The organism is Streptomyces sp. NBC_00576, assembly GCF_036345175.1.
Classification (GTDB): domain Bacteria; phylum Actinomycetota; class Actinomycetes; order Streptomycetales; family Streptomycetaceae; genus Streptomyces.
On record NZ_CP107780.1, the window covers coordinates 7,965,203 to 7,988,701 of the forward strand.

The following is a 23,499-nucleotide window of genomic DNA, read 5'->3' on the forward strand; positions in this document are numbered from 1 at the left end:
TCTTGTGTATCTATCCAGAGAGGGTTGGCAGTTGTCCCCGTTCCGGTTCCGAGGATCCGGTGCGGGGTGCCTAGGGGAGGGTAACGACCGTCGCGGCGTACACGAGACCCGCCCCGAAGCCGATGACGAGCGCGGTGTCGCCGCTCTTCGCCTCGCCGGTCGCCAGAAGCCGCTCCATCGCGAGCGGGATCGAGGCGGCCGACGTGTTACCGGTGGTGCGCACGTCGCGCGCGACCGTGACGTGCTCCGGCAGTTTGAGTGTCTTCACCATCGAGTCGATGATGCGCTCGTTGGCCTGGTGGGGAATGAAGACGTCCAGGTCGTCCGGCGAAAGTCCGGAAGCGTCCAGCGCCTCCTTGGCGACCTTCGCCATCTCGAACACGGCCCAGCGGAACACCGCCTGGCCCTCCTGCGTGATCGCAGGAAACTTGCCGGAACTGTCGTACTCGTTCCACGGTACGGTCTGCTTGATGGTGTCCGACTTGTCACCCTCGGATCCCCACACGGTCGGACCGATGTGCGGTTCCTGGGAGGGGCCCACGACGACCGCGCCCGCGCCGTCACCGAACAGGAAGGCGGTCGCCCGGTCCTCCAGGTCGGTCAGGTCGGACAACCGCTCGACGCCGATGACAAGGACGTACTCCGCCGAACCGTCGACGATCATGCCCTTGGCCAGGGTCAGGCCGTAGCCGAAGCCCGCACAGCCCGCCGAGATGTCGAACGCGGCGGCCTTGGCCGTGCCGAGCTTGTCGGCGATCTCGGTGGCCACGGCGGGGGTCTGCTTGAAGTGCGAGACGGTGGCGACGACCACGCCGCCGATCTGCTGGGCGGTGATCCCCGCGTCGGCGATCGCCTTGCCGGACGCCTCGATCGACATCGCGGCGACGGTCTCCTCGTCGGAGGCCCAGTGCCGGGTCTCGATGCCGGAGCGGGAGCGGATCCACTCGTCGGACGAGTCGATCGTCTCCAGGATCACCTCGTTGGGCACGACCCGGACCGGCCGGTACCCACCCACCCCCAGGATGCGCGCGTACGGGGCACCCTTACTGGGTTTGATCTTCGACATTTGCTCGGGGCTCCTTTCAGGCGCCTGCCGCGTCGGCGGCGGAGGTCGAGGCCAGTGACTCGGCGATGAGCTCACGAGCGGCGTCGAGGTCGGCGGGGGTCTTCAGGGCCAGCGTCTTCACGCCGGGCAGTGCGCGCTTGGCGAGACCGGTGAGGGTGCCGCCCGGGCACACCTCGATGAACGCGGTCACGCCCAGCGTCTTGAACGTCTCCATGCACAGGTCCCAGCGCACCGGGTTGGCGACCTGCCCGACCAGTCGCGCGAGCACTTCCGGCCCGTCCGCGACCGTCTGTCCGTCCTTGTTGGAGACGTACGTGATCTTCGGGTCGCCCGGCGTCAGCGAAGCGGCGGCAGCGGCGAGCACATCGACAGCCGGAGCCATGTGGTGCGTGTGGAAAGCACCGGCCACCTGCAACTTGACGACCTTGCGCACCCCTTCGGGCTTGTCCTCGACGAGGGCGTCGATCTGCTCGACCGTACCCGCGGCGACGATCTGCCCGGCGCCGTTCACGTTCGCCGGCGTCAGGCCCAGCTTCTCCAGATGGGCCACGGTCACCTCGGGGTCACCACCGAGGAGCGCCGCCATCCCGGTCTTCGTGACGGCGGCGGCCTCGGCCATGGCCAGACCGCGCTTGCGTACGAGGGTCAGGGCGGCCGTGTCGTCGAGGACGCCCGCGAGGGCGGCGGCGGTGATCTCACCGACACTGTGACCGGCGACGGCGCCGAGCGTGAGGTCACCGTCCATGGCACCCAGTGCCGAGGCGGACAGTATCCCGGCCGCGACCAGCAGCGGCTGGGCGACAGCGGTGTCGCGGATCGCGTCGGCGTCGGCCTCGGTGCCGTAGTGGACGAGGTCGAGCCCGATGGCGTCGGACCACGCGGCGACGCGCTCGGCGGCACCGGGCAGTTCGAGCCATGGAGTCAGGAAGCCGGGCGTCTGGGCGCCTTGGCCGGGAGCGACGAGTACGAGCACTCTCACACTCTCTCTTGGGTACGGGCACGGCCGCCCGTGGGGACAGGGACGAAGAACAGCAGGGGGTTTTGTAGGACCTCGACAAGACCCTAGGGCTGGTGATCCCCATCGGCCAGGCGCCCCAGGATCAGCGCGATCCGAAGTGTGAATGCGGATCGTACATCTGAAGGTGACCATCCGGTGACGTCAGTCACACGTCGGAGCCGGTAGCGCACGGTGTTCGGGTGAACGAAGAGCATGCGCGCCGCGCCCTCCAGACTGCTCGCCTGTTCGAGATAGACGGCGAGGGTTTCCAGAAGTGCGGACCCGGCCTCCTCCAGCGGTCTGTAGATCTCCTCCACCAACTGGTCGCGCGCCCCCGGGTCACCGGCGATCGCGCGTTCCGGCAGGAGATCATCGGCGAGTACCGGACGCGGTGCGTCCTGCCAGGCCAAACAGGCCTTGAGCCCTGCGGCGGCGGCCTGCGCGGACCGGGTGGCGGCGAGCAGATCGGGCACGATGGGCCCCGCGACCACCGGCCCGGCGGCATAAGGCCCGATCAGCGACTTGGCAACGGCGATCGGATTGTCGTTGCCGCCCGCGATGACGACGAGCCGATCGCCCAGGACACCGGTCAGTACCTGCAACTTGGCGTGCCGGGCGGCCCGGCGGATCGCCTCGACGGTCAATTCACTGTCACCGTCGGGTGCGGTGCCCAGCAGTACGCACACATGGTCGGGCGAGTTCCAGCCAAGCGCGGCGGCCCGCGACACGGCACCCTCGTCGGCCTCGCCGCTGAGCACGGCGTTGACGACGAGCGACTCCAGCCGGGCGTCCCAGGCACCCCGTGCCTCGGCGGCCTGGGCGTACACCTGTGCGGTGGCGAAAGCGATCTCGCGGGCGTAGACGAGCAGCGCCTCACGCAGCATGGACTCGTCACCGGGAGCGGCCACCTCGTCGATGGCGCTCTCCATGACCTCGATGGTCGTACGGACCATCTCGACGGTCTGGCGCAGGGTGATCGCCCTGGTCAGCTCGCGGGGAGCGGTACCGAAGACGTCCGTGGAGATGGCCTGCGGAGCATCGGGATGCCGGAACCACTCGGTGAAGGCGGCGATGCCGGCCTGGGCGACCAGCCCGATCCAGGAACGGTTCTCCGGGGGCATCGCCCGGTACCACGACAGCGTCTCGTCCATGCGCGTGATCGCCTGCGCGGCGAGACTCCCGGACGACTTCTCCAGCCGCTTCAAGGTCCCCGGGTGCGGGTGTTCGGGACGTGCGGTGGGCGCGGGGTGGTGGGATTCGGGTTCGGGCACGGAACAAGACTGCCTTATCGGGACGGGAGCGTGCGGCGTCGGGTCTACGGTGGGCCTGTGATGGATGTACGGCGTGCGCACGAGCGCTATCCAGGGGGCGACCCGGCGGCCGGTATCGAATCGTGGCACGCCTTCTCCTTCGGCCCCCACTACGACCCGGACAACCTGCGCTTCGGCGCGCTGATCGCCTGCAACGAGGAACGTCTCGCGCCCGGCGCCGGCTTCGACGAACACCCGCACAGCCACACCGAGATCGTGACGTGGGTGACAGAGGGGGCGCTCACCCACCGCGACTCGACGGGCCACGAGACGGTGGTGCGCCCGGGAGACGTGCAGCGCCTGAGCGCGGCGGGGGGCGTACGCCACGTGGAACGCAACGAGGGGCCCACCCCTCTGACCTTCATCCAGATGTGGCTGGCCCCTCTGACCCTCGGCGGCACCCCGTCCTACGAGACCGTCCACGGCATCGCGGACTCCACGCCGTACGCGGTCCCCGAGGCGGGCGCGATGCTGCACGTACGGCGCTTGTCGGCGGGCGAGCGCACGGCGGTGCCGGACGCGACGTACGTGTACGTCCACGTCGTACGGGGCGAGGTGCGCCTGGGCCCCGAGAAGCTCGGCCCGGGGGACGCGGCACGGATCACCGGAGCGACGGGCATGGAGGCGACCGGGGTAACGGCGACGGAGCTGCTGCTGTGGGAGATGCAGCCCTGATCCAGCCCGTCCGGCGTCTGAGGACAAGGCCCGTTCAGGGCCGAAGGGGGTTCTGGGGGCGCAGCCCCCAGGAAGGGATGGGACGGGTAGGGGCGGCGGGGGCGAAGAACCCCGAACCTCAGCCCCGCACCTCCGCCACCACCGCATCCGTGAACCCCGGCCAAACCTCCACCGCCCACGCCCCGAACGCCCGATCGGTGAGCGCGACACACGCCACCCCCACCCCCGGATCGATCCAAAGAAACGTACCCGCCTGCCCGAAATGCCCGAATGTGCGGGCCGACGACGAACTCCCCGTCCAGTGCGGCGACTTCACGCCCCGGATCTCGAATCCGAGCCCCCAGTCATTGGGGTTCTGGTGCCCGTACCCGGGAAGGACACCCTTCGTCCCCGGGTACTGGACCGTCATCGCCTCCGCGACCGTCCGCGGATCCAGTAGCCGAGGAGCCTGCACCTCGGCGGCGAACCGCACCAGATCCCCGACAGTCGAGACACCGTCCTTCGCGGGCGACCCCTCCACCCCCGTCGAGGTCATCCCGAGCGGCTCCAGCACCGCCTGCCGCACATACTCCGCGAACGGAATCTCCGTCGCCTTCGCCACGTGATCCCCCAACACCTCGAACCCGGCGTTGGAGTACAACCGCCGCTCCCCGGGCGGAGCCGTCACCCGGTGCTCGTCGAAGGCGAGCCCCGAGGTGTGCGCGAGGAGATGGCGGACCGTCGATCCGGGCGGCCCGGCCGGCTCGTCGAGTTCGATGGCGCCCTCCTCGTACGCGACGAGGGCGGCGTACGCGGCGAGCGGCTTGGTGACCGAGGCGAGCGGGAACCGGTGGTCGAGGGGGCCATGGCTGCCGAGAACGGCACCGTCCGCCCGTACGACGGCCGCGGCGGCGGTGGGCACGGGCCAGTTCTCGATCAGCGTGAGGCTCTTCAACGACATGAGGTCGAGCTTAGGAGCCTCAGAACCGCAGCCGCATCAAGGGGTCCGGTTGCCGGACGAAGCCCAGCGACGCGTACAGCGGCACCGCGTCGGCGGACGCGGTGAGGTCGATCTGGCCGACGCCCTGTTCCCGGAACCAGTCCACCAACGCCTCCATGCAGGCCCGCGCGTATCCTCGGCGGCGCGCGTCCGGGTCGGTGGCGACGCTGAAGACGTACCCGATCCGCCCGTGCGGATTGCCCGCGCGCCCGATCCGGTACTCGACGGTCCCCACGACCAGGGCGGCGAGTGCTCCCGGCCGCTCGGGATGGTCGACGACAAACGCGGCGAAGCCCCCAGCCGGATCCGCGAGCCTCGCGGATACCGTCGCCAGGGACGCTGACTGCCAGCCGGTGTCGGTGTTCGCCCCGGACATCGAGTCGATCATCACCTGGCGCAGCCGGAGCAGTTCTCCGGCATCCTCGGGTGTGGCACGGCGTACGAGAGTCATGATCCGTACGGTAATGAGCCCGGACCGGCCAAGTCTCCGCAATATCGCGGGATCCGCTTGCTTGGAGTGCACTCCAAGGTTTTAGCGTGGGGGCCATGACGGTGCTGGAGACCCCAAACCCCACCACGGACACCCCCACTGCCCCCACTGCCCCCGCAGTCCCCGCCACGGCCGACAGCTGTGCGGGCCCGCGGCAGCCCGACCGGCGCCCGGACGGACAGGACCGCTACACGATCAGCGAGGTCGTCGTCTTCACCGGACTGACCGCGCACACCCTGCGCTGGTACGAGCGCATCGGGCTGATGCCGCACATCGACCGTTCGCACACCGGCCAGCGCCGCTACAGCAACCGCGACCTCGACTGGCTCGACCTCGTCGGCAAGCTCCGGCTGACCGGTATGCCGGTCGCGGACATGGTGCGGTACGCCGAACTCGTGCGCGAGGGCGACCACACGTACGGCGAGCGGTTCGAGCTGCTCGAATCGACGCGCCGGGCGGTCCTGGACCGGATCGCCGAACTCCAGGACACGCTCGCGGTACTGGACCGGAAGATCAGTTTCTACGCGGAAGCGGACCTTGACGCGGGCCTTGCCCGCGATGTCCGTGAGATGGAGAGGGTTCGATGACGAACGACGACCGCAGGCTCAGCACGACCCGGCTGGGCACCGACGGCCCCGAGGTCGGCGTACAGGGCCTCGGCTGCATGGGCATGAGCTTCGCGTACGGCCCCACGGACGCCGACGAGGCCCGCGCCACGCTGGAACGCGCACTCGAACTCGGCGTGACCCTCTACGACACGGCGGACGCCTACGGCGAGGGCGAGAACGAACGCTTCCTGTCCCCGTTCTTCAAGGCCCACCGCGACGAGGTCGTCGTCGCGACGAAGTTCGCCCTGGCGATCCCGCCGGACGAGCCGACCCGGCGGATCATCCGCAACGACGCGCCCTACATACGCCAGGCGGTCGAGGCCAGCCTCAAGCGCCTCGACCTCGACGTCATCGACCTCTACTACATGCACCGGCGCGATGTGAACGTCCCCATCGAGGACACGGTCGGTGTGATGGCCGACCTGGTCCGCGAGGGCAAGGTCAAGCAGCTGGGCCTGAGCGAGGTCACGGGCCCGGAGCTGCGGGCGGCCCAGGCCGTGCATCCGATCGCCGCCGTCCAGTCGGAGTGGTCCCTGTTCAGCCGGGACATCGAGGCGGCCGTGGTCCCGGCGGCCCGCGAACTGGGCGTCACCCTGGTCCCGTACTCCCCGCTCGGCCGAGGCTTCCTGACGGGCTCATTCACCAACGCCGACCAGGACCTGACCGAGGGCGACTTCCGCCGCACCCAGCCCCGCTTCACGGGCGAGAACGCCACGACGAACGCGGCCCTGCTGGCCCCCATCAGGACGGTCGCGGAAGCCCACGGCGCCTCCCTCGGCCAGATCGCCCTGGCCTGGGTCCAGCAGCAGGCCACCGTCCACGACCTCCCGGTCGTCCCGATCCCGGGCACACGTAAACGGTCCAGGATCGAGGAGAACGCGGCGGCGACAACCATCACCCTGACCGACGAGGACTTGGCGCTGCTGACCCCGATAGCGGCCAAGGTGGCAGGCCCGCGCTACGCGGACATGCGCTTCGCATCAGCGGGCAGGGAGTAACCAGCGGTTCCGGGTTCCCGTACGGGGAGGACGGTTCCTTCGTAACAGGGTGGGGCTGGTGTGCCTTTAGGGGCGCGGGGAACTGCGCGACAAGCCACACACAGCCCGCACCCGCAAACGCACAGAACCCACCCCCCCCGTAGGCGCTAAAGCTCAAGCCAAAGCTAAAGCTCCGCCAACAACTCAGCCTTCTTCACCGAAAACTCCTCATCGGTGACCAACCCGGCCGAGTGCAACTCCCCAAGATGCCGAATCCGTTCAGCAACATCCGCAGGATCACGCCGACCGGAGTTCAGCTGAACCGCCGCCGCCCCACCCGCGGAGCGAACCGCCGCCAACACCGCCGCCGCGAACGGCAACGACTCGTGCACAGGCCCGTACCCCAGCCCGAACACCACCGAGGCGGGGTCCTGGTCGACCGGCGTTACAGAAGAATCGGTACGCCGCACCAACCGCAGATGCCCCTCGAACACCTCGGGCGACCGCCACTCCACCCCACTCAGGTCGGCGACCGGAAACGTCTGGTCGCCCGCCTTCCACTTCGCCGACGACGCGCCCGTCCAGAACCACCGGAAGGACACGGCCCGTCCGTCGAAGGACGCCTTCGCGTCGTACGCCTTGAACGCCCGCGGCACCTCGGGCGCATCCACCAGGAACCTTTCAGCAGGCCCCCGCTGGGTCAGCTGGGCGCGCAGCTCGTCCGCGTAGTACTCGGCGAGCGTCTCCCGCTCGGCCGGCAGCACCAGCCGGTACGGATCGCAGTTCTCCTTCAGCTGGCCGTCGGCCGCCTCCATCAACGGGTCGGCGCCGGGCCGGGGTTCGGCGCGCAGGACCACCGTTCCGCGCTTGCCCGGGGTCAGCGTCACACCCGCGATCGCCTCCAGGGGGATACGGCGTTCGCCGAGCGCCTGGAAGAGCTTGGGCGTGCGGATGCCCCGTTCGAAGCGGATGAGCACGGAGTCGGAATCGAACTCCCAGGCGGCATGAAATCCGGCCAGTACGTCACCCATGCGGCTCATCGTATGCGGCGCGAGCTTCATAGTCCCCTCCCCGGGCACACCGTGAATTCTGCGTCCTCTACGCGCGTCCGGCCATAGCCCCGTCGGACAAACCCTTCAGACACACGTCATCCTTGCGGTCCTGCTGATCCTTCTGATCCCGCTGAGCGCACTGCACGGCGTCGTACGCACCGACGCCGATCTCGGCGAAGTTGTCCAGACTCTCCGTACCCGGCTCGAAATAGCCGCCGTGTCCCTTCGCGCCCCGCGCGGACAGCACGCGTGCGCCGAAGGCCGACGACACCGGATCGGCGCCGTGTCCGAGGCCGCCGACCTCCAGGTACGGCACGTCCTGGATCCAGTCGTCGGCGTCCCGCATCGCCCACACCTGGGCGGAGGTGTGCAGCTGAGCGGAGTTCTCGGCCCGCATACCGGGGCTGCCGGCCACCGCGATGTCGGTCACCCGGCGCGGCAGCGCGTGTGCGGCGACCCCGCACACCACCGAGCCGTAGCTGTGGCAGTACAACGCGACCGGCGCCCGGCCGGGCAGCCCGCGCACCAGCGCGTTCAGTCGCAGCGCCCCGGAGTTCGCGCGCATCGCCGTCGCCGCGTCCATGCCGAGCCCGTTGGGCGCGGTGTAGTCGGCCCAGGCGATCACGGCCGTACGGGTCGTGGGGCTCGTCTCCCACTCCGCGCGGTACAGCGCCGAGGCCATGCCGACGGGCGCCGAGTACTTGCGGTTGGTGCGCTGGAAGGTGAGGACGTCGGTGTCCACGCCCGGGACCACGACCGAGACGCGCTGCGCCTTGTCGAGGTCGCCGAAGACCTCGGCGACACGGCCCGAGCCCTCGGGGTCGAAGGCGAGGATCTGGCGGCCGTTCTCCAGCAGCGCGTCGAAGCGCTCCATGCGGCGCCCCGCCTCGTGCTGTCCGACGGGCGACAGCCGGTCGTCGTGCACGCGCACCCGCTCGGTCTCGCGTGCCGTGTGCAGCGCGATGCGGTTGGCGCGAAAACGCAAGTCGACGGGCGCGCCGTTCATGTTGCCGACCGCCAACGGGTAGCGACGCACGAGCCGGTCGCGCTGGCGGTCGGTGAGCGAGGCGAAGAACCGGCCCAGCCGGCCGGGCGCCTCGTCCGGATCGGGCAGCGCGTAGCCGCCTATCCGTCCGTGCTCCCACGCGGAGAGCGACGCCTGGAGCGGCGAGGGTGTGCGATGGCTGCGGACCGCGGTCCAGCCGGTCGTCGCGAGCATCACGAAGACCACGGCCAGCGCGAGCAGTGCGCGCCAGACGTTCAGTTGCGGAGAGGTGTCGAAGGAAGTCACTGAAAGGACACACTAGGAGAACGAGAGGGTCTCGCGTTAACCGAGTGACGGGGATCACGTTTCGATAACCGGCGCTGGGTACGCCACTCCGTACGCACGCCCGTACGGGGCGTTACGACCCCTCCGCGCGCCAGTTCCCCGACAGCGCCGGCCCCATCGCGTCGAGATAGGTGCTGGTGAGCTCGCGCATCGCCGTCAGGCTCATGTCCGAGCCCGCGCCCCACCGCCGTTCCGTCAGCCGCATCAGCCCGCTGAACAGGGCCACCACGACCCGCGGCCGCAGATCGCCGTCCACGTCGACGCCCTCGCGCTCGGCGATCAGCCGCGCCACCGCCTCCTCCGTCTCGGCGGAGCGGCGCATGTGCGCGGCGAGCAGCACCGGCGTCGACTCGATCACGTAGTACATGCGCATCTGCAACTCCGCCGGTACGACGGACTCCACGGCCTCGTTGATGGTGTGCCAGCCCTCCAGCACGGCCTGGCGCAGCGCCTCCAACGGGGCCTCGTGCGACGGGCGTTCGCGCACGGCCTGGATGAAGTGCGCCTCCGCGATGCGGGATACGGCGAAGGCGGCGTCCTCCTTGCCGGCGAAGTAGCGGAAGAAGGTGCGCTGCGAGACCTCGACGGCCTCGGCGATCTCGTCGACGGTCGTGTGCTCGTACCCCTTGCTGGTGAACAGGGTGAGGGCGGCGCGCACGAGCGCGTCCCGGGTGCGCTGCTTCTTGCGCTCGCGCAGGCCGGGGCCGGACCCCGGACCCACCTCGGTTTCGGCAGCGCTCATGACGATCAGGCCTCTTTGTTCTACTCGGTGAGTGACGTGTCAGTTACCGACTTGTGAATCGGTTTGTCAATTGTCAGTGGCTGTCATTAGCCTCGAACGCATGACTAGCCAGACCACCATCGACATGGCCGCCCCGGCGGACCCCACGCCTGCCAAGGGGCTGCGCGGCCATCCGTGGCTGACCCTGATATCCGTGGCCGTCGGGGTCATGATGGTGGCCCTGGACGGCACCATCGTGGCCATCGCCAACCCGGCCATCCAGAAGGACCTGGGCGCGAGTTTCGCGCAGGTCCAGTGGATCACCAACGGCTACTTCCTCGCGCTCGCGGTCACACTGATCACCGCGGGCAAGCTCGGTGACCGGTTCGGGCACCGGCAGACCTTCCTCGTCGGCATCGTCGGCTTCGCCGCCTCGTCGGCGGCCATCGGCCTGTCCAGCAGTATCGCCCTGGTCGTCACCTTCCGGGTGTTCCAGGGGCTGTTCGGTGCGCTGCTGATGCCGGCCGCGCTCGGTCTGCTGCGGGCCACGTTCCCCGCCGAGAAGCTGAACATGGCCATCGGCATCTGGGGCATGGTCATCGGCGCGTCCACCGCGGGCGGCCCGATCCTCGGCGGACTGCTCGTCGAGCACGTCAGCTGGCAGTCGGTGTTCTTCATCAACGTGCCGGTGGGTGTCCTGGCCCTCGTCATCGGCCTGGTGATCCTGGTCGACCACCGCGCGGAGAACGCCCCGCGCTCCTTCGACCTCCTCGGTATCGCCCTGCTCTCCGGCGCGATGTTCTGCCTGGTGTGGGCGCTCATCAAGGCTCCGGCGTGGGGCTGGGGCGACGGCAAGACGTGGCTGTTCCTGGTGGTGTCGGTGGTGGGCTTCGGGCTCTTCGCCGTCTGGGAGCAGAAGGTCAAGGAGCCGCTGATCCCGCTCAACCTGTTCCGTTCGGTCCCGCTGTCGGCGGGCGTGGTGCTGATGGTCCTGATGGCCATCGCCTTCATGGGCGGCCTCTTCTTCGTCACCTTCTATCTGCAGAACGTGCACGGTATGAGTCCGATCGACGCGGGTCTGCATCTGCTCCCGCTCACCGGGATGATGATCGTCGGCTCGCCCCTGGCCGGCGCGATGATCAGCAAGACGGGCCCGCGCATCCCGCTCGCGGGCGGTATGGCGTGCGTCGCGATCGCCATGTTCGGCATGTCCACGCTGGAGACCGACACCGGCAGCGGCATCATGTCGCTCTGGTTCGCCATGCTCGGCCTCGGCCTCGCCCCGGTCATGGTCGGCGCGACGGAGGTCATCGTCGGCAACGCCCCGATGGAACTCTCCGGTGTCGCCGGCGGTCTCCAGCAGGCGGCGATGCAGATCGGCGGCAGCCTCGGTACGGCGGTCCTGGGCGCGGTCATGGCCTCCAAGGTCGACAACGACCTCGCGGGCAACTGGACGGCGGCGGGCCTCCCGCAGCTCACCCCTGAGCAGCAGGCCCAGGCCTCGGAAGCGGTCCAGGTCGGCGTGCCGCCGGTGGCGCCCGGCACGCCGGAGACGGTCGTCGCCCAGATCACGAAGGTCGCCCACGACACGTTCATCTCCGGTATGAGCCTGGCCTGTCTGGTCGCGGCCGGCGTGGCCGCGGTCGCGGTCGTGGTCGCGCTGCTGACGAAGCGCGGCGAGAACGCGGAGGCGGGCGCGGGGGCGGCGCACATCTGAGGCGCATATTTCGCGCATAAATCTATGGCCCGTGCGGGGAAGTTCCCCTATCCGAGTGACTCCCCTAAAGATTCCTCCCCTTCGGGACACGGGACAGGTCACAGTTAGTCAAGTCCTCCGCACGACATGGTCCGTACGACCTGGTCGGTACTGCCTGGTAGGACAGCCGGGCCGCGGCGCGCTGCCGGAGGGGGACAGCGCGCCGGCGGGCCCGCCGAAGAGCGGGCAGGCCAAGCGGAAGGCTAGAAACCCGCGACGCGGGTACCCGCCCCATCGACCCCGAACTACCGACAAGTTCCAGGGAGTTGATGAACATGGCGGCCTTCGGACGACAGCACCCCACCCGCAGGCACCCCGGCACACGCAGCAGCAGGACCTGGCAGCGCTCCGCCCCGGACAGCGCGACTCTGGGAATCATCGGGCTCATCTGCGCCGTAGCCGGCTTCTTCGTCCTCGGCATCATCCTGGGCCCCGTGGCCATCGTCTGCGGCTGGCTGGCGATGGGCCGCAGCTGGAAGGGCCCGCACCCGATACCGCCCCTGGTGGCCGTGGTCCTCGGCGCGATCGACACGCTTCTGGCCATCATCTGGCTGGCGGGCGCCACGGGCCCGACGACCGGCTTCTTCTGACGGTCCGCCTGACGATTGACCCTGACGAGGGACCCCTAATGGGGCTGCTCCTCGCCCACCCGCTCCCTCGTGCCGGTCAGCGCGGCCACCTCCGCGCGCAGTGCCCGTACCTCGTCCGTGAGTGTCGCGATCGCCGCCGTCTGGCGCCGTTCCTCCACGTCGTCCATCTCGAACCGGGAGATGAACCAGGCGGCGATGTTCGCGGTGACGAGACCGAGCAGCGCGATCCCGGACAGCATCAGCCCGACCGCGAGCATCCGGCCCACTCCGGTCGTCGGCGCGTGGTCCCCGTACCCCACTGTCGTCATCGTGGTGAACGACCACCACAGCGCGTCATCCAGCGTTCGGATGTTCCCTTCCGGTGACGCGCGTTCCACCGACAGCACGGCCAGCGAACCGAACATCAGCAGCCCCACCACGGCCCCGCCGACGTACGTCGTCAGGCGTACCTGGGACGCCATCTGGGCGCGTCGGCCCACCAGCAGCAGCGTGGAGACGACGCGCAGCAGCCTGAGCGGCTGGAGCAGCGGCAGCAGTACGGCGAACAGGTCGAGCCAGTGCCGTCGTACGTACTCCCGGCGTCGGTCGGCGAGAGCCACCCGGGCGAGATAGTCGACCGCGAACGCGCCCCACACCGTCCACTCCGCGATCGTGCACGCGACCGACACGGACCGGCTCGCGGGGTTGTCCACGATCGGCACCGCGTAGGCGACGGTGAACACGACCGCGAGCGCCATCAGGGGCCGCTGGGTGTGCCGCTCCCAACGGGCCTGTGCCGATGCTTTCTTCATGCTTCGCATCGTAAGGGCCGGGAGGTGCCCTGTAGAGCGCCCCGAAGGGGCTGCTCTACAGGGGTGCGGGGAACTGCGCGACCAGCCACAACGACCCCGCAGACGAGCTACCGCACTTCCCGCGGAGCGCTACGCGTCGCCGCCCGCGGCGCCCGGGTCCGCCGCGGCCACGTCGAGCAGCTGGTACCGGTCGATCGCCTGCTTCAGCAGCGAGCGGTCCACCTTGCCCTCCTTGGCCAGCTCGGTCAGCACCGCCACCGCGATCGACTGCGCGTCGATGTGGAAGTGGCGCCGGGCCGCGCCCCGCGTGTCCGCGAAGCCGAAGCCGTCCGCGCCCAGCGACTGGTACGTCCCCGGCACCCAACGCGAGATCTGGTCCGGAACCGAACGCATCCAGTCGGACACGGCCACGAACGGACCCTCGGCCGAGCTCAGCTTCCGCGTCACATAGGGGACGCGCTGCTCTTCCTCCGGGTGCAGCAGGTTGTGCTGCTCCACCGCGACCGCCTCGCGCCGCAGCTCGTTCCAGGAGGTCGCCGACCAGACGTCCGCCTTCACGTTCCAGTCCTCGGCGAGGATCCGCTGCGCCTCCAGCGCCCACGGCACCGCGACACCGGACGCGATGACCTGGGCGGGGATGGTGCCCGAAGTCCCTTCGCCCACACGGTGGATGCCCTTGAGGATGCCGTCGACATCGACGTTCTCGGGCTCGGCCGGGTGCCGGATGGGCTCGTTGTAGACGGTGAGGTAGTAGAAGACGTCCTCACTGTCCGGACCGTACATCCGGCGCAGACCGTCCTGCACGATGTACGCGATCTCGTACGAGTAGGCCGGGTCGTACGCCACACAGCCCGGGTTCGTCGAGGCGAGCAGCTGCGAGTGGCCGTCGGCGTGCTGCAGACCCTCACCGGTCAGAGTCGTACGCCCGGCGGTCGCGCCCAGCACGAAACCGCGCGCCAACTGGTCGGCCATCTGCCAGAACTGGTCGCCGGTGCGCTGGAAACCGAACATCGAGTAGAAGACGTACACCGGGATCAGCGGCTCGCCGTGCGTCGCGTAGGCCGAGCCCGCGGCGATCAGCGAGGCGGTGCAGCCGGCCTCCGAGATGCCGTCGTGCAGCATCTGGCCGGTCGGCGACTCCTTGTACGCGAGGAGCAGCTCCCGGTCGACCGACTCGTACTGCTGGCCGAGCGGGTTGTAGATCTTCGCGCTCGGGAAGAACGAGTCCATGCCGAACGTGCGGTACTCGTCCGGCGCGATCAGCACGAACCGCTTGCCGATCTCCTTGTCCCGCATGAGGTCCTTGAGCAGCCGGACGAACGCCATGGTCGTGGCGATCGACTGCTGACCCGAACCCTTCTTCACACTCGCGTACGTCTTCTCCTCCGGCAGTGCCAGCGGCTTGGCGCGGACGACGCGGGTCGGGACGTAACCGCCGAGCGACTTGCGGCGGTCGTGCATGTACTGGATCTCTTCCGAGTTCCGGCCCGGGTGGAAGTACGGCGGCGCGCCGCCCTCCAGCTCCTTGTCGGAGATCGGCAGATGGAGCCGGTCGCGGAAGCCCTTGAGGTCGGCCGCCGTCAGCTTCTTCATCTGGTGCGTGGCGTTGCGGCCCTCGAAGTTGGGTCCGAGCGTCCAGCCCTTGACCGTCTTGGCGAGGATGACGGTCGGCTGGCCCTTGTGCTCCTTGGCCGCCGCGAACGCCGCGAAGATCTTCTTGTGGTCGTGGCCGCCACGGCCCAGGTGCAGGACCTGGTCGTCGGTCATGCCCTCAACCATCGCGCGCAGCCGGGTGTCGTCCCCGAAGAAGTGGTCGCGGATGTACGCGCCCGTCTCGGTGGCGTACGTCTGGAACTGACCGTCGGGGGTCGTGTTCATCTTGTTGACGAGCACGCCGTCCCGGTCCTGCGCGAGCAGCGGGTCCCAGCTGCGGTCCCACACCAGCTTGACGACGTTCCAGCCGGCGCCCCGGAACTGCGACTCCAGCTCCTGGATGATCTTGCCGTTGCCGCGCACCGGGCCGTCGAGCCGCTGGAGGTTGCAGTTGACGACGAAGGTCAGGTTGTCGAGGCCCTCGCGCGCGGCGATCGACAGCTGGCCGAGCGACTCCGGCTCGTCCATCTCGCCGTCACCGAGGAACGCCCACACGTGTGACTTGGAGGTGTCCGCGATCCCGCGCGCCTCCATGTAGCGGTTCATCCGCGCCTGGAAGATCGCGCCGAGCGGGCCGAGGCCCATCGAGACGGTCGGGAACTCCCAGAAGTCCGGCATCAACCGCGGGTGCGGGTACGAGGACAGCCCGTACGGCGCCTTCGACTTCTCCTGGCGGAACGCGTCCAGCTGCTGCTCGCTGAGCCGGTCGAGAAGGAACGCGCGGGCGTAGATACCAGGGGAGGCGTGGCCCTGGAAGAAGATCTGGTCGCCGCCGTCGCCCTCGTCCTTGCCCCGGAAGAAGTGGTTGAAGCCCACGTCGTAGAGGGAGGCGGAGGAGGCGAAGGTCGCGATGTGGCCGCCGACGCCGATCCCGGGCCGCTGGGCGCGCGAGACCATCACGGCCGCGTTCCACCGGGTCGCGTTGAGGATGCGGCGCTCGATCTCCTCGTTGCCGGGGAAGAAGGGCTCGTCCTTCGTCGCGATCGTGTTGACGTAGTCCGTGCTCCGCATCTCGGGCACGGCCACGCGCTTCTCGCGGGCCCGCTCGATCAGCCGCAGCATCAGATAGCGGGCCCGCTCCCGGCCGCGCTCGTCAACAGCGGCGTCGAGAGAGTCGAGCCACTCCTGGGTTTCTTCGGGATCGAAGTCAGGAACCTGACTAGGAAGGCCGCCAATGATGATCGGGTTGCGATCTGAACCGGAAGCCACGCTGTTCCTTCGCTCTCGGAGGGCTTGATCCGGGGCACGCTGTGGGCCTGCCCTGGGGCTGCGAATGCACTGGCCCCATCGTGTACCCCGAGACCGGGTACGTCACCTCTACTCAGAAGTAGCCCCGGTGAAGATCGCCGGGCTGGGTGTCCGCAGCCAAATCGCAACGATACGCCCAGTCCGTGACGTGTTCCGTAAAGCGATTCGGATCTAGCACGTATGTGTGAGAGGTTCGGGAGTCACTCGGGAGCAGCAAAACCGCAAAGCGGGCAGAATGGTGTGGTGGGCGTCACTCGTTCCCAGGAACCGCTGTCTGCAGTTGCGGCGACACCGCCAGGATCGTCACCGTTTCGGCGGTCTCAACGGCCGGGTACTTGCGCGATCCGTCCCGCCCGTGTGGACTACGGCCAATGCTTCGCGCACGCGCGTGGCTGGACAATTCTCGAAACATGATCAGGAGGCAACCCGTGAGCGCGACCGCGGACCACGCGGAGGAGCGGACTAACCCTGCCGCAAGGCTGGGGTTCCAGCCCGAGCAGGTGGTCCAGGAGATCGGCTACGACGACGACGTCGACCAGGAGCTCCGCGAGGCCATTGAGGAAGTCATCGGCAGCGATCTCGTGGACGAGGAGTACGACGACGTCGCAGATGCCGTGGTGCTGTGGTTCCGCGACGACGACGGCGACCTGACCGATTCGCTGGTGGATGCCACCACGTACATCGAAGAAGGCGGCGCGATCCTGCTCCTCACGCCCAAGACGGGCCGTGACGGCTATGTGGAGCCGAGCGACATCTCTGAAGCCGCGACGACGGCGGGTCTGTCGGCGACGAAGAGCGTCAGTGTGGGCAAGGACTGGAGTGGGAGTCGTCTGGCGACGCCCAAGGCAGCGAAGTCGAAGAAGTGAGTAAGTGACCGTTCGCCGGTGTGGGCGTCTGCCGGGGGCTCTGCCCCCAGACCCCCGATCGGCCTGAACGGCCTCGTCCTCAATCGCCGGACGGGCCGGATTCATCCGGCCCGTCCAATGGCTTTCACTAGGTGGTCACTAGGGTGTTCTCACCCGAACAGCCCACCGAAGGGATGCAGGATCATGGCGATCGAGGTCGGCGACAAGGCCCCGGACTTCGAGCTCAAGGACAACCACGGCGCCACCGTGCGGCTCTCGGACTTCCGCGGCGCGAAGAACGTGGTTCTGCTCTTCTATCCCTTCGCCTTCACCGGCGTCTGCACCGGCGAGCTGTGCGACCTGCGGGACAACCTGCCGAGGTTCTCCGACCGGGACACCCAGGTGCTCGCTGTCTCCAACGACTCCATCCACACCCTGCGCGTCTTCGGCGAGCAGGAGGGCTTCGAGTACCCCCTGCTGTCCGACTTCTGGCCGCACGGCAACATTTCGCGCGCGTACGGCGTCTTCGACGAGGACAAGGGTTGCGCGGTGCGCGGGACCTTCATCATCGACAAGGAGGGCGTCGTGCGGTGGACCGTAGTCAACGGCCTGCCCGACGCGCGTGACCTGAACGAGTACGTGAAGGCCCTCGACACCCTGTGATTCTTCGGTTCCAGGCCCTGCGTGGGGCGGGAACCCGTTACTAGGATCGACACGTTGATCCGATACCGGCGCACGACGGGGCACACACCGCCCCCGGCAGCAGACGAGACACCAATGGAGGACTCGTGGGAGTCAGCCTCAGCAAGGGCGGCAACGTATCGCTGACGAAGGAGGCCCCGGGTCTCACCGCGGTCATCGTCGGTCTGGGGTGGGACGCGCGTTCCACCACCGGCACCGACTTCGACCTCGACGCCAGCGCCATCCTGACGAACGCGGAGGGCAAGGTCAGTTCTGACGCCAACTTCGTGTTCTTCAACAACCTCAAGAGCCCGGACGGCTCCGTCGAACACACCGGCGACAACATCACCGGTGAGGGCGAGGGCGACGACGAGCAGATCAAGGTCAACCTCGCGGCGGTCCCGGCCGACGTCGACAAGATCGTGTTTCCGGTCTCGATCTACGAAGCCGAGAGCCGTCAGCAGTCCTTCGGTCAGGTGCGCAACGCGTTCATCCGCGTCGTGAACCAGGCGGGCGAGGCGGAGCTCGCACGCTACGACCTCTCCGAGGACGCCTCGACGGAGACCGCCATGGTCTTCGGCGAGCTGTACCGGCACGGCGCGGAGTGGAAGTTCCGCGCCATCGGCCAGGGGTACGCGTCCGGCCTGCGCGGTATCGCGCAGGACTTCGGCGTGAACGTCTGAGCCGGACTCCCTCCGGCTCCGTCGTCCGGCGCCGCACTCTCCGTGCGGCGCCGGACGCGCTCGGCAGATCTGTTCCGCATCACCTCGGGGAGGACCAGCAGCATGGGCGTCACGCTTGCCAAGGGGGGCAATGTCTCCCTCTCCAAAGCCGCACCGAACCTCACCCAGGTGTTGGTCGGGCTCGGCTGGGACGCGCGTTCCACCACCGGCGCACCGTTCGACCTCGACGCCAGCGCGCTGCTGTGCGGTGGCGGACGGGTGCTCGGCGACGAGTGGTTCATCTTCTACAACCAGCTCACGAGCCCGGACGGCTCGGTCGAGCACACCGGCGACAACCTCACCGGTGAGGGCGAGGGCGACGACGAGTCGCTGATCGTCGACCTGCCCAAGGTGCCGGCCGCCTGCGACAAGATCATCTTTCCGGTCTCGATCCACGACGCGGACAACCGCGGCCAGACCTTCGGCCAGGTCGGCAACGCCTTCATCCGGGTCGTCAACCAGGCCGACGGCCAGGAACTGGCGCGCTACGACCTGAGCGAGGACGCGTCGACGGAGACCGCCATGATCTTCGGGGAGCTGTACCGCTATCAGGGCGAGTGGAAGTTCCGTGCAGTTGGACAGGGGTACGCGTCGGGTCTGAAGGGCATCGCTCTAGACTTCGGAGTCAACGTTTCGTAAAGCCGAGTACGGCAGCGGGGGAGACCCGTAAATACACGATTGGGTAGCCAGTGATTCTGAAAACCTTCGGCTGGTCGTTCGCGGTCACCGCGCTCGGCCTGGTCGCGGCGGTCTTCTACGGGGGGTGGACCGGCTTCGGCATCGTGGCGATCCTCTCCATCCTCGAGATCTCGCTGTCCTTCGACAACGCTGTGGTCAACGCCGGAATCCTGAAGAAGATGAGTGCCTTCTGGCAGAAGATCTTCCTCACCGTCGGTGTCCTCATCGCCGTCTTCGGTATGCGGCTCGTCTTCCCCGTCGTGATCGTGGCCATCAGCGCCAAGATCGGTCCGATAGACGCGGTCGATCTCGCGCTCAACGACAAGGACCAGTACCAGCAGCTGGTCACCGACGCCCACCCGTCGATCGCCGCCTTCGGTGGCATGTTCCTGTTGATGATCTTCCTCGACTTCATCTTCGAGGACCGGGACATCAAGTGGCTCGGTTGGCTGGAACGCCCGCTCGCCAAGCTCGGCAAGGTCGACATGCTGTCGGTCTGCATCGCCCTCATCGTGCTCATGATCTCCGCGATGACCTTCGCGACCAACGCCCACCAGCACGGTGGCGCCCACGTCGACAAGGCGCAGACGGTGCTCATCTCCGGCATCGCCGGCCTGATCACGTACATGATCGTCGGCGGGCTCTCCGGCTACTTCGAGGACAAACTCGAGGAAGAGGAGGAGCGCGAGCACGAGGAGGAGGAACAGGCCGAGCGCACCGGCACGAAGAAGCCGGCCATCGTCCTCGCCGGACAGGCCGCGTTCTTCATGTTCCTCTACCTCGAAGTGCTGGACGCGTCCTTCTCCTTCGACGGTGTGATCGGCGCCTTCGCCGTCACGAACGACATCGTGCTGATGGCCCTGGGTCTCGGTATCGGCGCCATGTACGTCCGGTCGCTCACGGTCTACCTGGTCCGCCAGGGCACCCTCGACGACTACGTCTACCTGGAGCACGGCGCGCACTACGCGATCGGCGCCCTGGCCGGCATCCTGCTCGTCACCATCCAGTACCAGATCCACGAGGTCATCACCGGCCTGGTGGGTGTCGTCCTGATCGCCTGGTCCTTCTGGTCCTCCGTGCGCCGCAACACCAAACTGGCAGCGGCCGAGGGAAAAGCGGCGGCCTCGGACGAGAAGACTGAGGTCTCGTCCGGGGTGTGACAACCTCCGCTGTGAGGAACGCTCTGAGCGGGGCGGCTACGAGGAATCGTCCTCGTCGGCCGCCCCGCGGCTTTGACGGCGGTTACGGAATCGCGGGGGCGGGACGGGTGGGGACGGGATGAGTTTCTGGGACGATCTGTGGCGCGGCCGTACGACGGACTTCGACGCCGGCAGCGCCGCGAGCAACTCCATCGAGCTGACCAAGCGGCACCACCGGGTCTCGCTCACCAAGCAGGGCGCCGCGACCGGGCATCTGCGCATCAACCTGTCCTGGCGGATGCGTACGTCGGACATCGGCGGCCCCAAGCGGCAGAGCCTGTGGCGACACCCCTTCCAGGCGCTGAGGCCGGAGGAGGTCCAGGGGCACACCCAGAGCATGGTCAACGTCGACCTCGACCTGGGCATCCTGTACGAGCTCACCGACGGCACCAAGGGCGTCGTACAGCCCCTGGGCGGGTTCCTCGGCGACACGAACGCGCCGCCGTACGTCAAGCTCAGCGGTGACGACCGGTTCGGGTCGGCGTCCGGTGAGACGGCGTACGTCAATCTTGATCACCGGGACGAGATCAAGCGGTTGCTGGTGTTCGTGTACATCTACGACCAGACGCCGGCGTTCGACCGGACCCACGCGATCGTGACGCTCTACCCGAGCAACGGGCCGCGCATCGAGATAGGCCTCGACGAGCGGCACTCCCAGGCTCGCTCGTGTGCGGTGGTGCTGATCGAGAACGTGAAGAACGAGTTGATCGTTCAGCGGGAAGTGAAGTTCGTCTACGGGTTTCAGGCGGAGCTTGACCGGTTGTACGGGTGGGGGTTGCAGTGGGGGCGGGGATACAAGACCAAGGCGGAGCGCTGACGCTGGTCCGGGCGGGGGCGCCTTGGAGCTCGGGCGGTTCTGTGAAGTGGCGACTGCCGGTCGTGTGTGGTTGATCGCGCAGTTCCCCGCGCCCCTGAAGGGGCGCCTGCCCTTACCGTCCGATGAACTGTGGGCCTTGCGGCGGGAAGCGGAAGTCCGGGGACTGGGGTGCTCCCACCGGCTGGGGGTAGCCGTACGCCGGCTGGTTGGCGTTGGGGCTGGTGGGCTGGGGGTAGCCGTAGGTCGGCTGGGGAGGGAGGGTGGGCGGATGCTGGACTGTCGTGGCCGCCGAGGGGTCCGTGGGCGGGGCGTTCGTGGTGTCCGGGAACGGTTCCTCGGCCGGCGGGTCCTCCACCGAGATACCGAAGTCCGTCGCCAGGCCCTCCAGGCCGTTCGAATAGCCCTCGCCCAGGGCGCGGAACTTCCAGCTGTCGCCGCGCCGGTACAGTTCGCCGCAGATCAGCGCTGTTTCCTCACCCGTCTCCGGCTTGACGTCGAAGTACGCCAGCGGTTCGCCGTCCGTGACCGCACCGTCGTACAGCACGATGCGCAGGGACCGTACGCGGTCGAAGGTGATGCCGTCCGCCGAGGCGACCAGCAGAATCTGTCCGACTCCTGACTCGACACCGGTCAGATCCGTCTGGATCGTGTCGGTCAGGCCCTCGGACACTCGTTTCTTGCCGAGCCGCCAGACCTTGCCCGACGGGTGGCGGGGCTGGTTGTAGAAGACGAAGTCCTCGTCGGAGCGCACACGACCGTCGGGGCCGAGGAGCAGCGCCGAGACATCGACATCCGGAACCCCCTGCCCGGGCGTCCAGCGCAGCACGGCGCGCACCGTCGTGGCTTCGAGCGGGACGTTCGACCCCTTCAGCATCGCGTGCGTCATGCGGTCATCCTGCCTTCTCGGTCCTGGTCACGACAACGCGGGGGCATCGATTCTGCGTGTCCGCGTTACCTGAACTTCATTCTCAGTGGGAACCCCTGACATGGATCCCTACGTACTATTACCGGCCACCCATCAACACTCGACGGACACTCGATCACCACTCGACCGGCAGTCCAGCCTCCACGGGGGAGTTTCATGCGTCATTTCGGGCACATCGCCCCTGAGGTACGACAGCGTCTGTTCCACCAGGAGCCGTGCGAGTTCTCCGCCGACTCCCCGGCCCGGCTGCTCGCCGCAGCCCTGGGGGCCACCCTGTACAGCCCGGCCACCCGCCCGCACCTCGCCGACGCCATCGTCAAACAGGTCGCCCGCGGTGTCGTCTCGATGGTGCTGTGCCTGGAGGACTCGATCGACGACTCGGAGGTCGCGGACGCCGAGGAGAACCTGGTGCGGGAGTTCGCCGTGCTCGCCGAGCGCCCCGACGCCGCCACCGGGCTGCCGCTGCTGTTCATCCGGGTCCGTACGCCCGAACAGATCCCCGACCTCGTACAGCGCCTCGGGCCCACCGTCCGGCTGCTGTCCGGGTTCGTGATGCCGAAGTTCACCGAGGAACGCGGGATGCCGTTCCTGGAGGCCCTCGCCGACGCCGAGGCTGCCAGCGGCCAACGCCTGTTCGGCATGCCGGTGCTCGAATCCCCCGAGCTGATGTACCGGGAGACGCGCGTAGAGACCCTGGAGGGCATCTCCCGCGCCGTCGACAAGTACCGCGACCGCGTCCTCGCCCTGCGCCTCGGCGTCACCGACTTCTGCTCCTCGTACGGGCTGCGCAGAGCCCCCGACATGACCGCGTACGACGTCCACGTCGTCGCCTCGGTCATCGCCGACGTCGTCAACATGCTGGGGCGGGCCGACGGCACCGGGTACACCGTCACCGGGCCCGTCTGGGAGTACTTCCGGGTCCAGGAGCGCATGTTCAAGCCGCAGCTGCGCCGCAGCCCCTTCCTGGAGGGCCAGGCCGAGGAACTGCGCGAGACACTCATCGAGCACGCCATGGACGGGCTGCTCCGCGAGATCAGCCTCGACCAGGCCAACGGTCTGCTCGGCAAGACCTGCATCCACCCCTCGCACGTGCTTCCCGTGCACACTCTGTCCGTGGTCAGCCACGAGGAGTTCAGCGACGCCCAGGACATCCTGCGGCCAGAGCGCGGCGGTGGAGGCGTCCTGCGGTCTGCGTACACGAACAAGATGAACGAGGTGAAGCCGCACCGCGCCTGGGCGGAGAGGACCCTGCTGCGCGCCGAGGTCTTCGGCGTCGCCAACGAGGACATCGGCTTCGTGGAGCTGCTCACCGCCGGTATCCCCGACTGATCCCCAACCTCGATAAAATCGATCGCGCGTACGACAGACCTGGCACCCCCGACGAACACA

General features: G+C 68.3%; 23 protein-coding genes. 12 read left to right on the plus strand and 11 right to left on the minus strand.

Features of this window, described 5'->3' with window-relative positions; translation table 11 throughout:
- Nucleotides 1-70: 70 nt before the first annotated feature.
- The 3 genes from OG734_RS34620 to OG734_RS34630 form a co-directional block, all read right to left on the minus strand.
- On the minus strand, nucleotides 71-1,066 hold the full coding sequence (locus OG734_RS34620; RefSeq protein WP_330291360.1) for a ketoacyl-ACP synthase III: 996 nt from the start codon (nucleotides 1,064-1,066) through the stop codon (nucleotides 71-73).
- A 16-nt stretch (nucleotides 1,067-1,082) separates the two neighbouring features.
- The gene (locus tag OG734_RS34625) at nucleotides 1,083-2,039 is read right to left on the minus strand and encodes an ACP S-malonyltransferase (protein WP_330291361.1); all 957 of its coding nucleotides are present in this window, start codon (nucleotides 2,037-2,039) and stop codon (nucleotides 1,083-1,085) included.
- A gap of 89 nt (nucleotides 2,040-2,128) precedes the next feature.
- Nucleotides 2,129-3,334 (minus strand): PucR family transcriptional regulator, encoded by a 1,206-nt coding sequence (locus OG734_RS34630; protein WP_330291362.1) that lies wholly within the window; start codon nucleotides 3,332-3,334, stop codon nucleotides 2,129-2,131.
- Between the two features lie 60 nt (nucleotides 3,335-3,394).
- Here OG734_RS34630 and OG734_RS34635 point away from each other — a divergent pair, with 60 nt between their 5' ends.
- Nucleotides 3,395-4,048 carry a pirin family protein gene (locus OG734_RS34635; RefSeq protein WP_330291363.1) on the plus strand — a complete coding sequence of 218 codons (654 nt, stop codon included), beginning with the start codon at nucleotides 3,395-3,397 and terminating at the stop codon, nucleotides 4,046-4,048.
- Between the two features lie 118 nt (nucleotides 4,049-4,166).
- Here OG734_RS34635 and OG734_RS34640 read toward each other — a convergent pair whose 3' ends face one another.
- Together OG734_RS34640 and OG734_RS34645 are read right to left on the minus strand one after the other, a co-directional pair.
- Nucleotides 4,167-4,988, minus strand: a complete 822-nt coding sequence (locus OG734_RS34640) for a serine hydrolase domain-containing protein (protein WP_330291364.1) — start codon at nucleotides 4,986-4,988, stop codon at nucleotides 4,167-4,169.
- A 19-nt stretch (nucleotides 4,989-5,007) separates the two neighbouring features.
- Nucleotides 5,008-5,478, minus strand: a complete 471-nt coding sequence (locus OG734_RS34645) for a GNAT family N-acetyltransferase (RefSeq protein WP_330291365.1) — start codon at nucleotides 5,476-5,478, stop codon at nucleotides 5,008-5,010.
- 95 nt (nucleotides 5,479-5,573) lie between these two features.
- Between OG734_RS34645 and OG734_RS34650 the strand changes: the two genes are divergently transcribed.
- Together OG734_RS34650 and OG734_RS34655 are read left to right on the plus strand one after the other, a co-directional pair.
- Entirely contained in the window at nucleotides 5,574-6,104 is a 531-nt protein-coding gene (locus OG734_RS34650) for a MerR family transcriptional regulator (RefSeq protein WP_330291366.1), read from the plus strand.
- A complete protein-coding gene (locus OG734_RS34655; RefSeq protein WP_330291367.1) occupies nucleotides 6,101-7,123 on the plus strand; it encodes an aldo/keto reductase in 1,023 nt (340 codons plus the stop codon). Before OG734_RS34650 ends, OG734_RS34655 begins: the two co-directional genes overlap by 4 nt.
- Nucleotides 7,124-7,287: 164 nt before the next feature.
- On the opposite strand, the gene OG734_RS34660 is transcribed toward OG734_RS34655, so the two are convergent.
- From OG734_RS34660 to OG734_RS34670, 3 genes are all read right to left on the minus strand, one after another.
- Nucleotides 7,288-8,133: a DUF4429 domain-containing protein gene (locus OG734_RS34660; protein ID WP_330291368.1), complete on the minus strand. Its 846-nt coding sequence runs from the start codon at nucleotides 8,131-8,133 to the stop codon at nucleotides 7,288-7,290.
- A 67-nt stretch (nucleotides 8,134-8,200) separates the two neighbouring features.
- Nucleotides 8,201-9,445, minus strand: a complete 1,245-nt coding sequence (locus OG734_RS34665; RefSeq protein ID WP_330291369.1) for an alpha/beta hydrolase — start codon at nucleotides 9,443-9,445, stop codon at nucleotides 8,201-8,203.
- A gap of 112 nt (nucleotides 9,446-9,557) precedes the next feature.
- The gene (locus tag OG734_RS34670) at nucleotides 9,558-10,226 is read right to left on the minus strand and encodes a TetR family transcriptional regulator (protein ID WP_330291370.1); all 669 of its coding nucleotides are present in this window, start codon (nucleotides 10,224-10,226) and stop codon (nucleotides 9,558-9,560) included.
- 100 nt (nucleotides 10,227-10,326) lie between these two features.
- On the opposite strand from OG734_RS34670, the gene OG734_RS34675 reads away from it, so the two are divergent.
- Together OG734_RS34675 and OG734_RS34680 are read left to right on the plus strand one after the other, a co-directional pair.
- Entirely contained in the window at nucleotides 10,327-11,922 is a 1,596-nt protein-coding gene (locus tag OG734_RS34675) for an MFS transporter (RefSeq protein WP_330291371.1), read from the plus strand.
- A gap of 314 nt (nucleotides 11,923-12,236) precedes the next feature.
- Entirely contained in the window at nucleotides 12,237-12,551 is a 315-nt protein-coding gene (locus OG734_RS34680) for a small hydrophobic protein (RefSeq protein ID WP_330291372.1), read from the plus strand.
- 35 nt (nucleotides 12,552-12,586) lie between these two features.
- Here OG734_RS34680 and OG734_RS34685 read toward each other — a convergent pair whose 3' ends face one another.
- Both OG734_RS34685 and aceE read right to left on the minus strand, forming a co-directional pair.
- The gene (locus OG734_RS34685; protein ID WP_330291373.1) at nucleotides 12,587-13,342 is read right to left on the minus strand and encodes a potassium channel family protein; all 756 of its coding nucleotides are present in this window, start codon (nucleotides 13,340-13,342) and stop codon (nucleotides 12,587-12,589) included.
- Nucleotides 13,343-13,471: 129 nt separating this feature from the next.
- On the minus strand, nucleotides 13,472-16,204 hold the full coding sequence (aceE, locus tag OG734_RS34690) for a pyruvate dehydrogenase (acetyl-transferring), homodimeric type (RefSeq protein WP_330291374.1): 2,733 nt from the start codon (nucleotides 16,202-16,204) through the stop codon (nucleotides 13,472-13,474).
- A gap of 467 nt (nucleotides 16,205-16,671) precedes the next feature.
- Here aceE and OG734_RS34695 point away from each other — a divergent pair, with 467 nt between their 5' ends.
- The 6 genes from OG734_RS34695 (at nucleotide 16,672) to OG734_RS34720 (ending at nucleotide 21,185) form a co-directional block, all read left to right on the plus strand.
- Complete coding sequence (locus OG734_RS34695; protein WP_055524622.1) at nucleotides 16,672-17,109, plus strand: DUF3052 domain-containing protein; 438 nt, start codon at nucleotides 16,672-16,674, stop codon at nucleotides 17,107-17,109.
- A gap of 183 nt (nucleotides 17,110-17,292) precedes the next feature.
- Nucleotides 17,293-17,751 carry a peroxiredoxin gene (locus OG734_RS34700; protein ID WP_006382618.1) on the plus strand — a complete coding sequence of 153 codons (459 nt, stop codon included), beginning with the start codon at nucleotides 17,293-17,295 and terminating at the stop codon, nucleotides 17,749-17,751.
- Nucleotides 17,752-17,876: 125 nt separating this feature from the next.
- Nucleotides 17,877-18,452 carry a TerD family protein gene (locus tag OG734_RS34705; protein WP_330291375.1) on the plus strand — a complete coding sequence of 192 codons (576 nt, stop codon included), beginning with the start codon at nucleotides 17,877-17,879 and terminating at the stop codon, nucleotides 18,450-18,452.
- Nucleotides 18,453-18,554: 102 nt separating this feature from the next.
- The gene (locus OG734_RS34710; protein WP_164314324.1) at nucleotides 18,555-19,130 is read left to right on the plus strand and encodes a TerD family protein; all 576 of its coding nucleotides are present in this window, start codon (nucleotides 18,555-18,557) and stop codon (nucleotides 19,128-19,130) included.
- Nucleotides 19,131-19,180: 50 nt separating this feature from the next.
- A complete protein-coding gene (locus OG734_RS34715; protein WP_330291376.1) occupies nucleotides 19,181-20,329 on the plus strand; it encodes a DUF475 domain-containing protein in 1,149 nt (382 codons plus the stop codon).
- A gap of 118 nt (nucleotides 20,330-20,447) precedes the next feature.
- Nucleotides 20,448-21,185, plus strand: coding sequence for a TerD family protein (locus tag OG734_RS34720; protein ID WP_330291377.1), 738 nt, complete (start codon nucleotides 20,448-20,450; stop codon nucleotides 21,183-21,185).
- A gap of 112 nt (nucleotides 21,186-21,297) precedes the next feature.
- On the opposite strand, the gene OG734_RS34725 is transcribed toward OG734_RS34720, so the two are convergent.
- On the minus strand, nucleotides 21,298-22,071 hold the full coding sequence (locus tag OG734_RS34725) for a TerD family protein (RefSeq protein ID WP_330291378.1): 774 nt from the start codon (nucleotides 22,069-22,071) through the stop codon (nucleotides 21,298-21,300).
- A gap of 195 nt (nucleotides 22,072-22,266) precedes the next feature.
- Between OG734_RS34725 and OG734_RS34730 the strand changes: the two genes are divergently transcribed.
- Nucleotides 22,267-23,439 (plus strand): HpcH/HpaI aldolase/citrate lyase family protein, encoded by a 1,173-nt coding sequence (locus OG734_RS34730; RefSeq protein WP_330291379.1) that lies wholly within the window; start codon nucleotides 22,267-22,269, stop codon nucleotides 23,437-23,439.
- Nucleotides 23,440-23,499 lie beyond the last annotated feature (60 nt).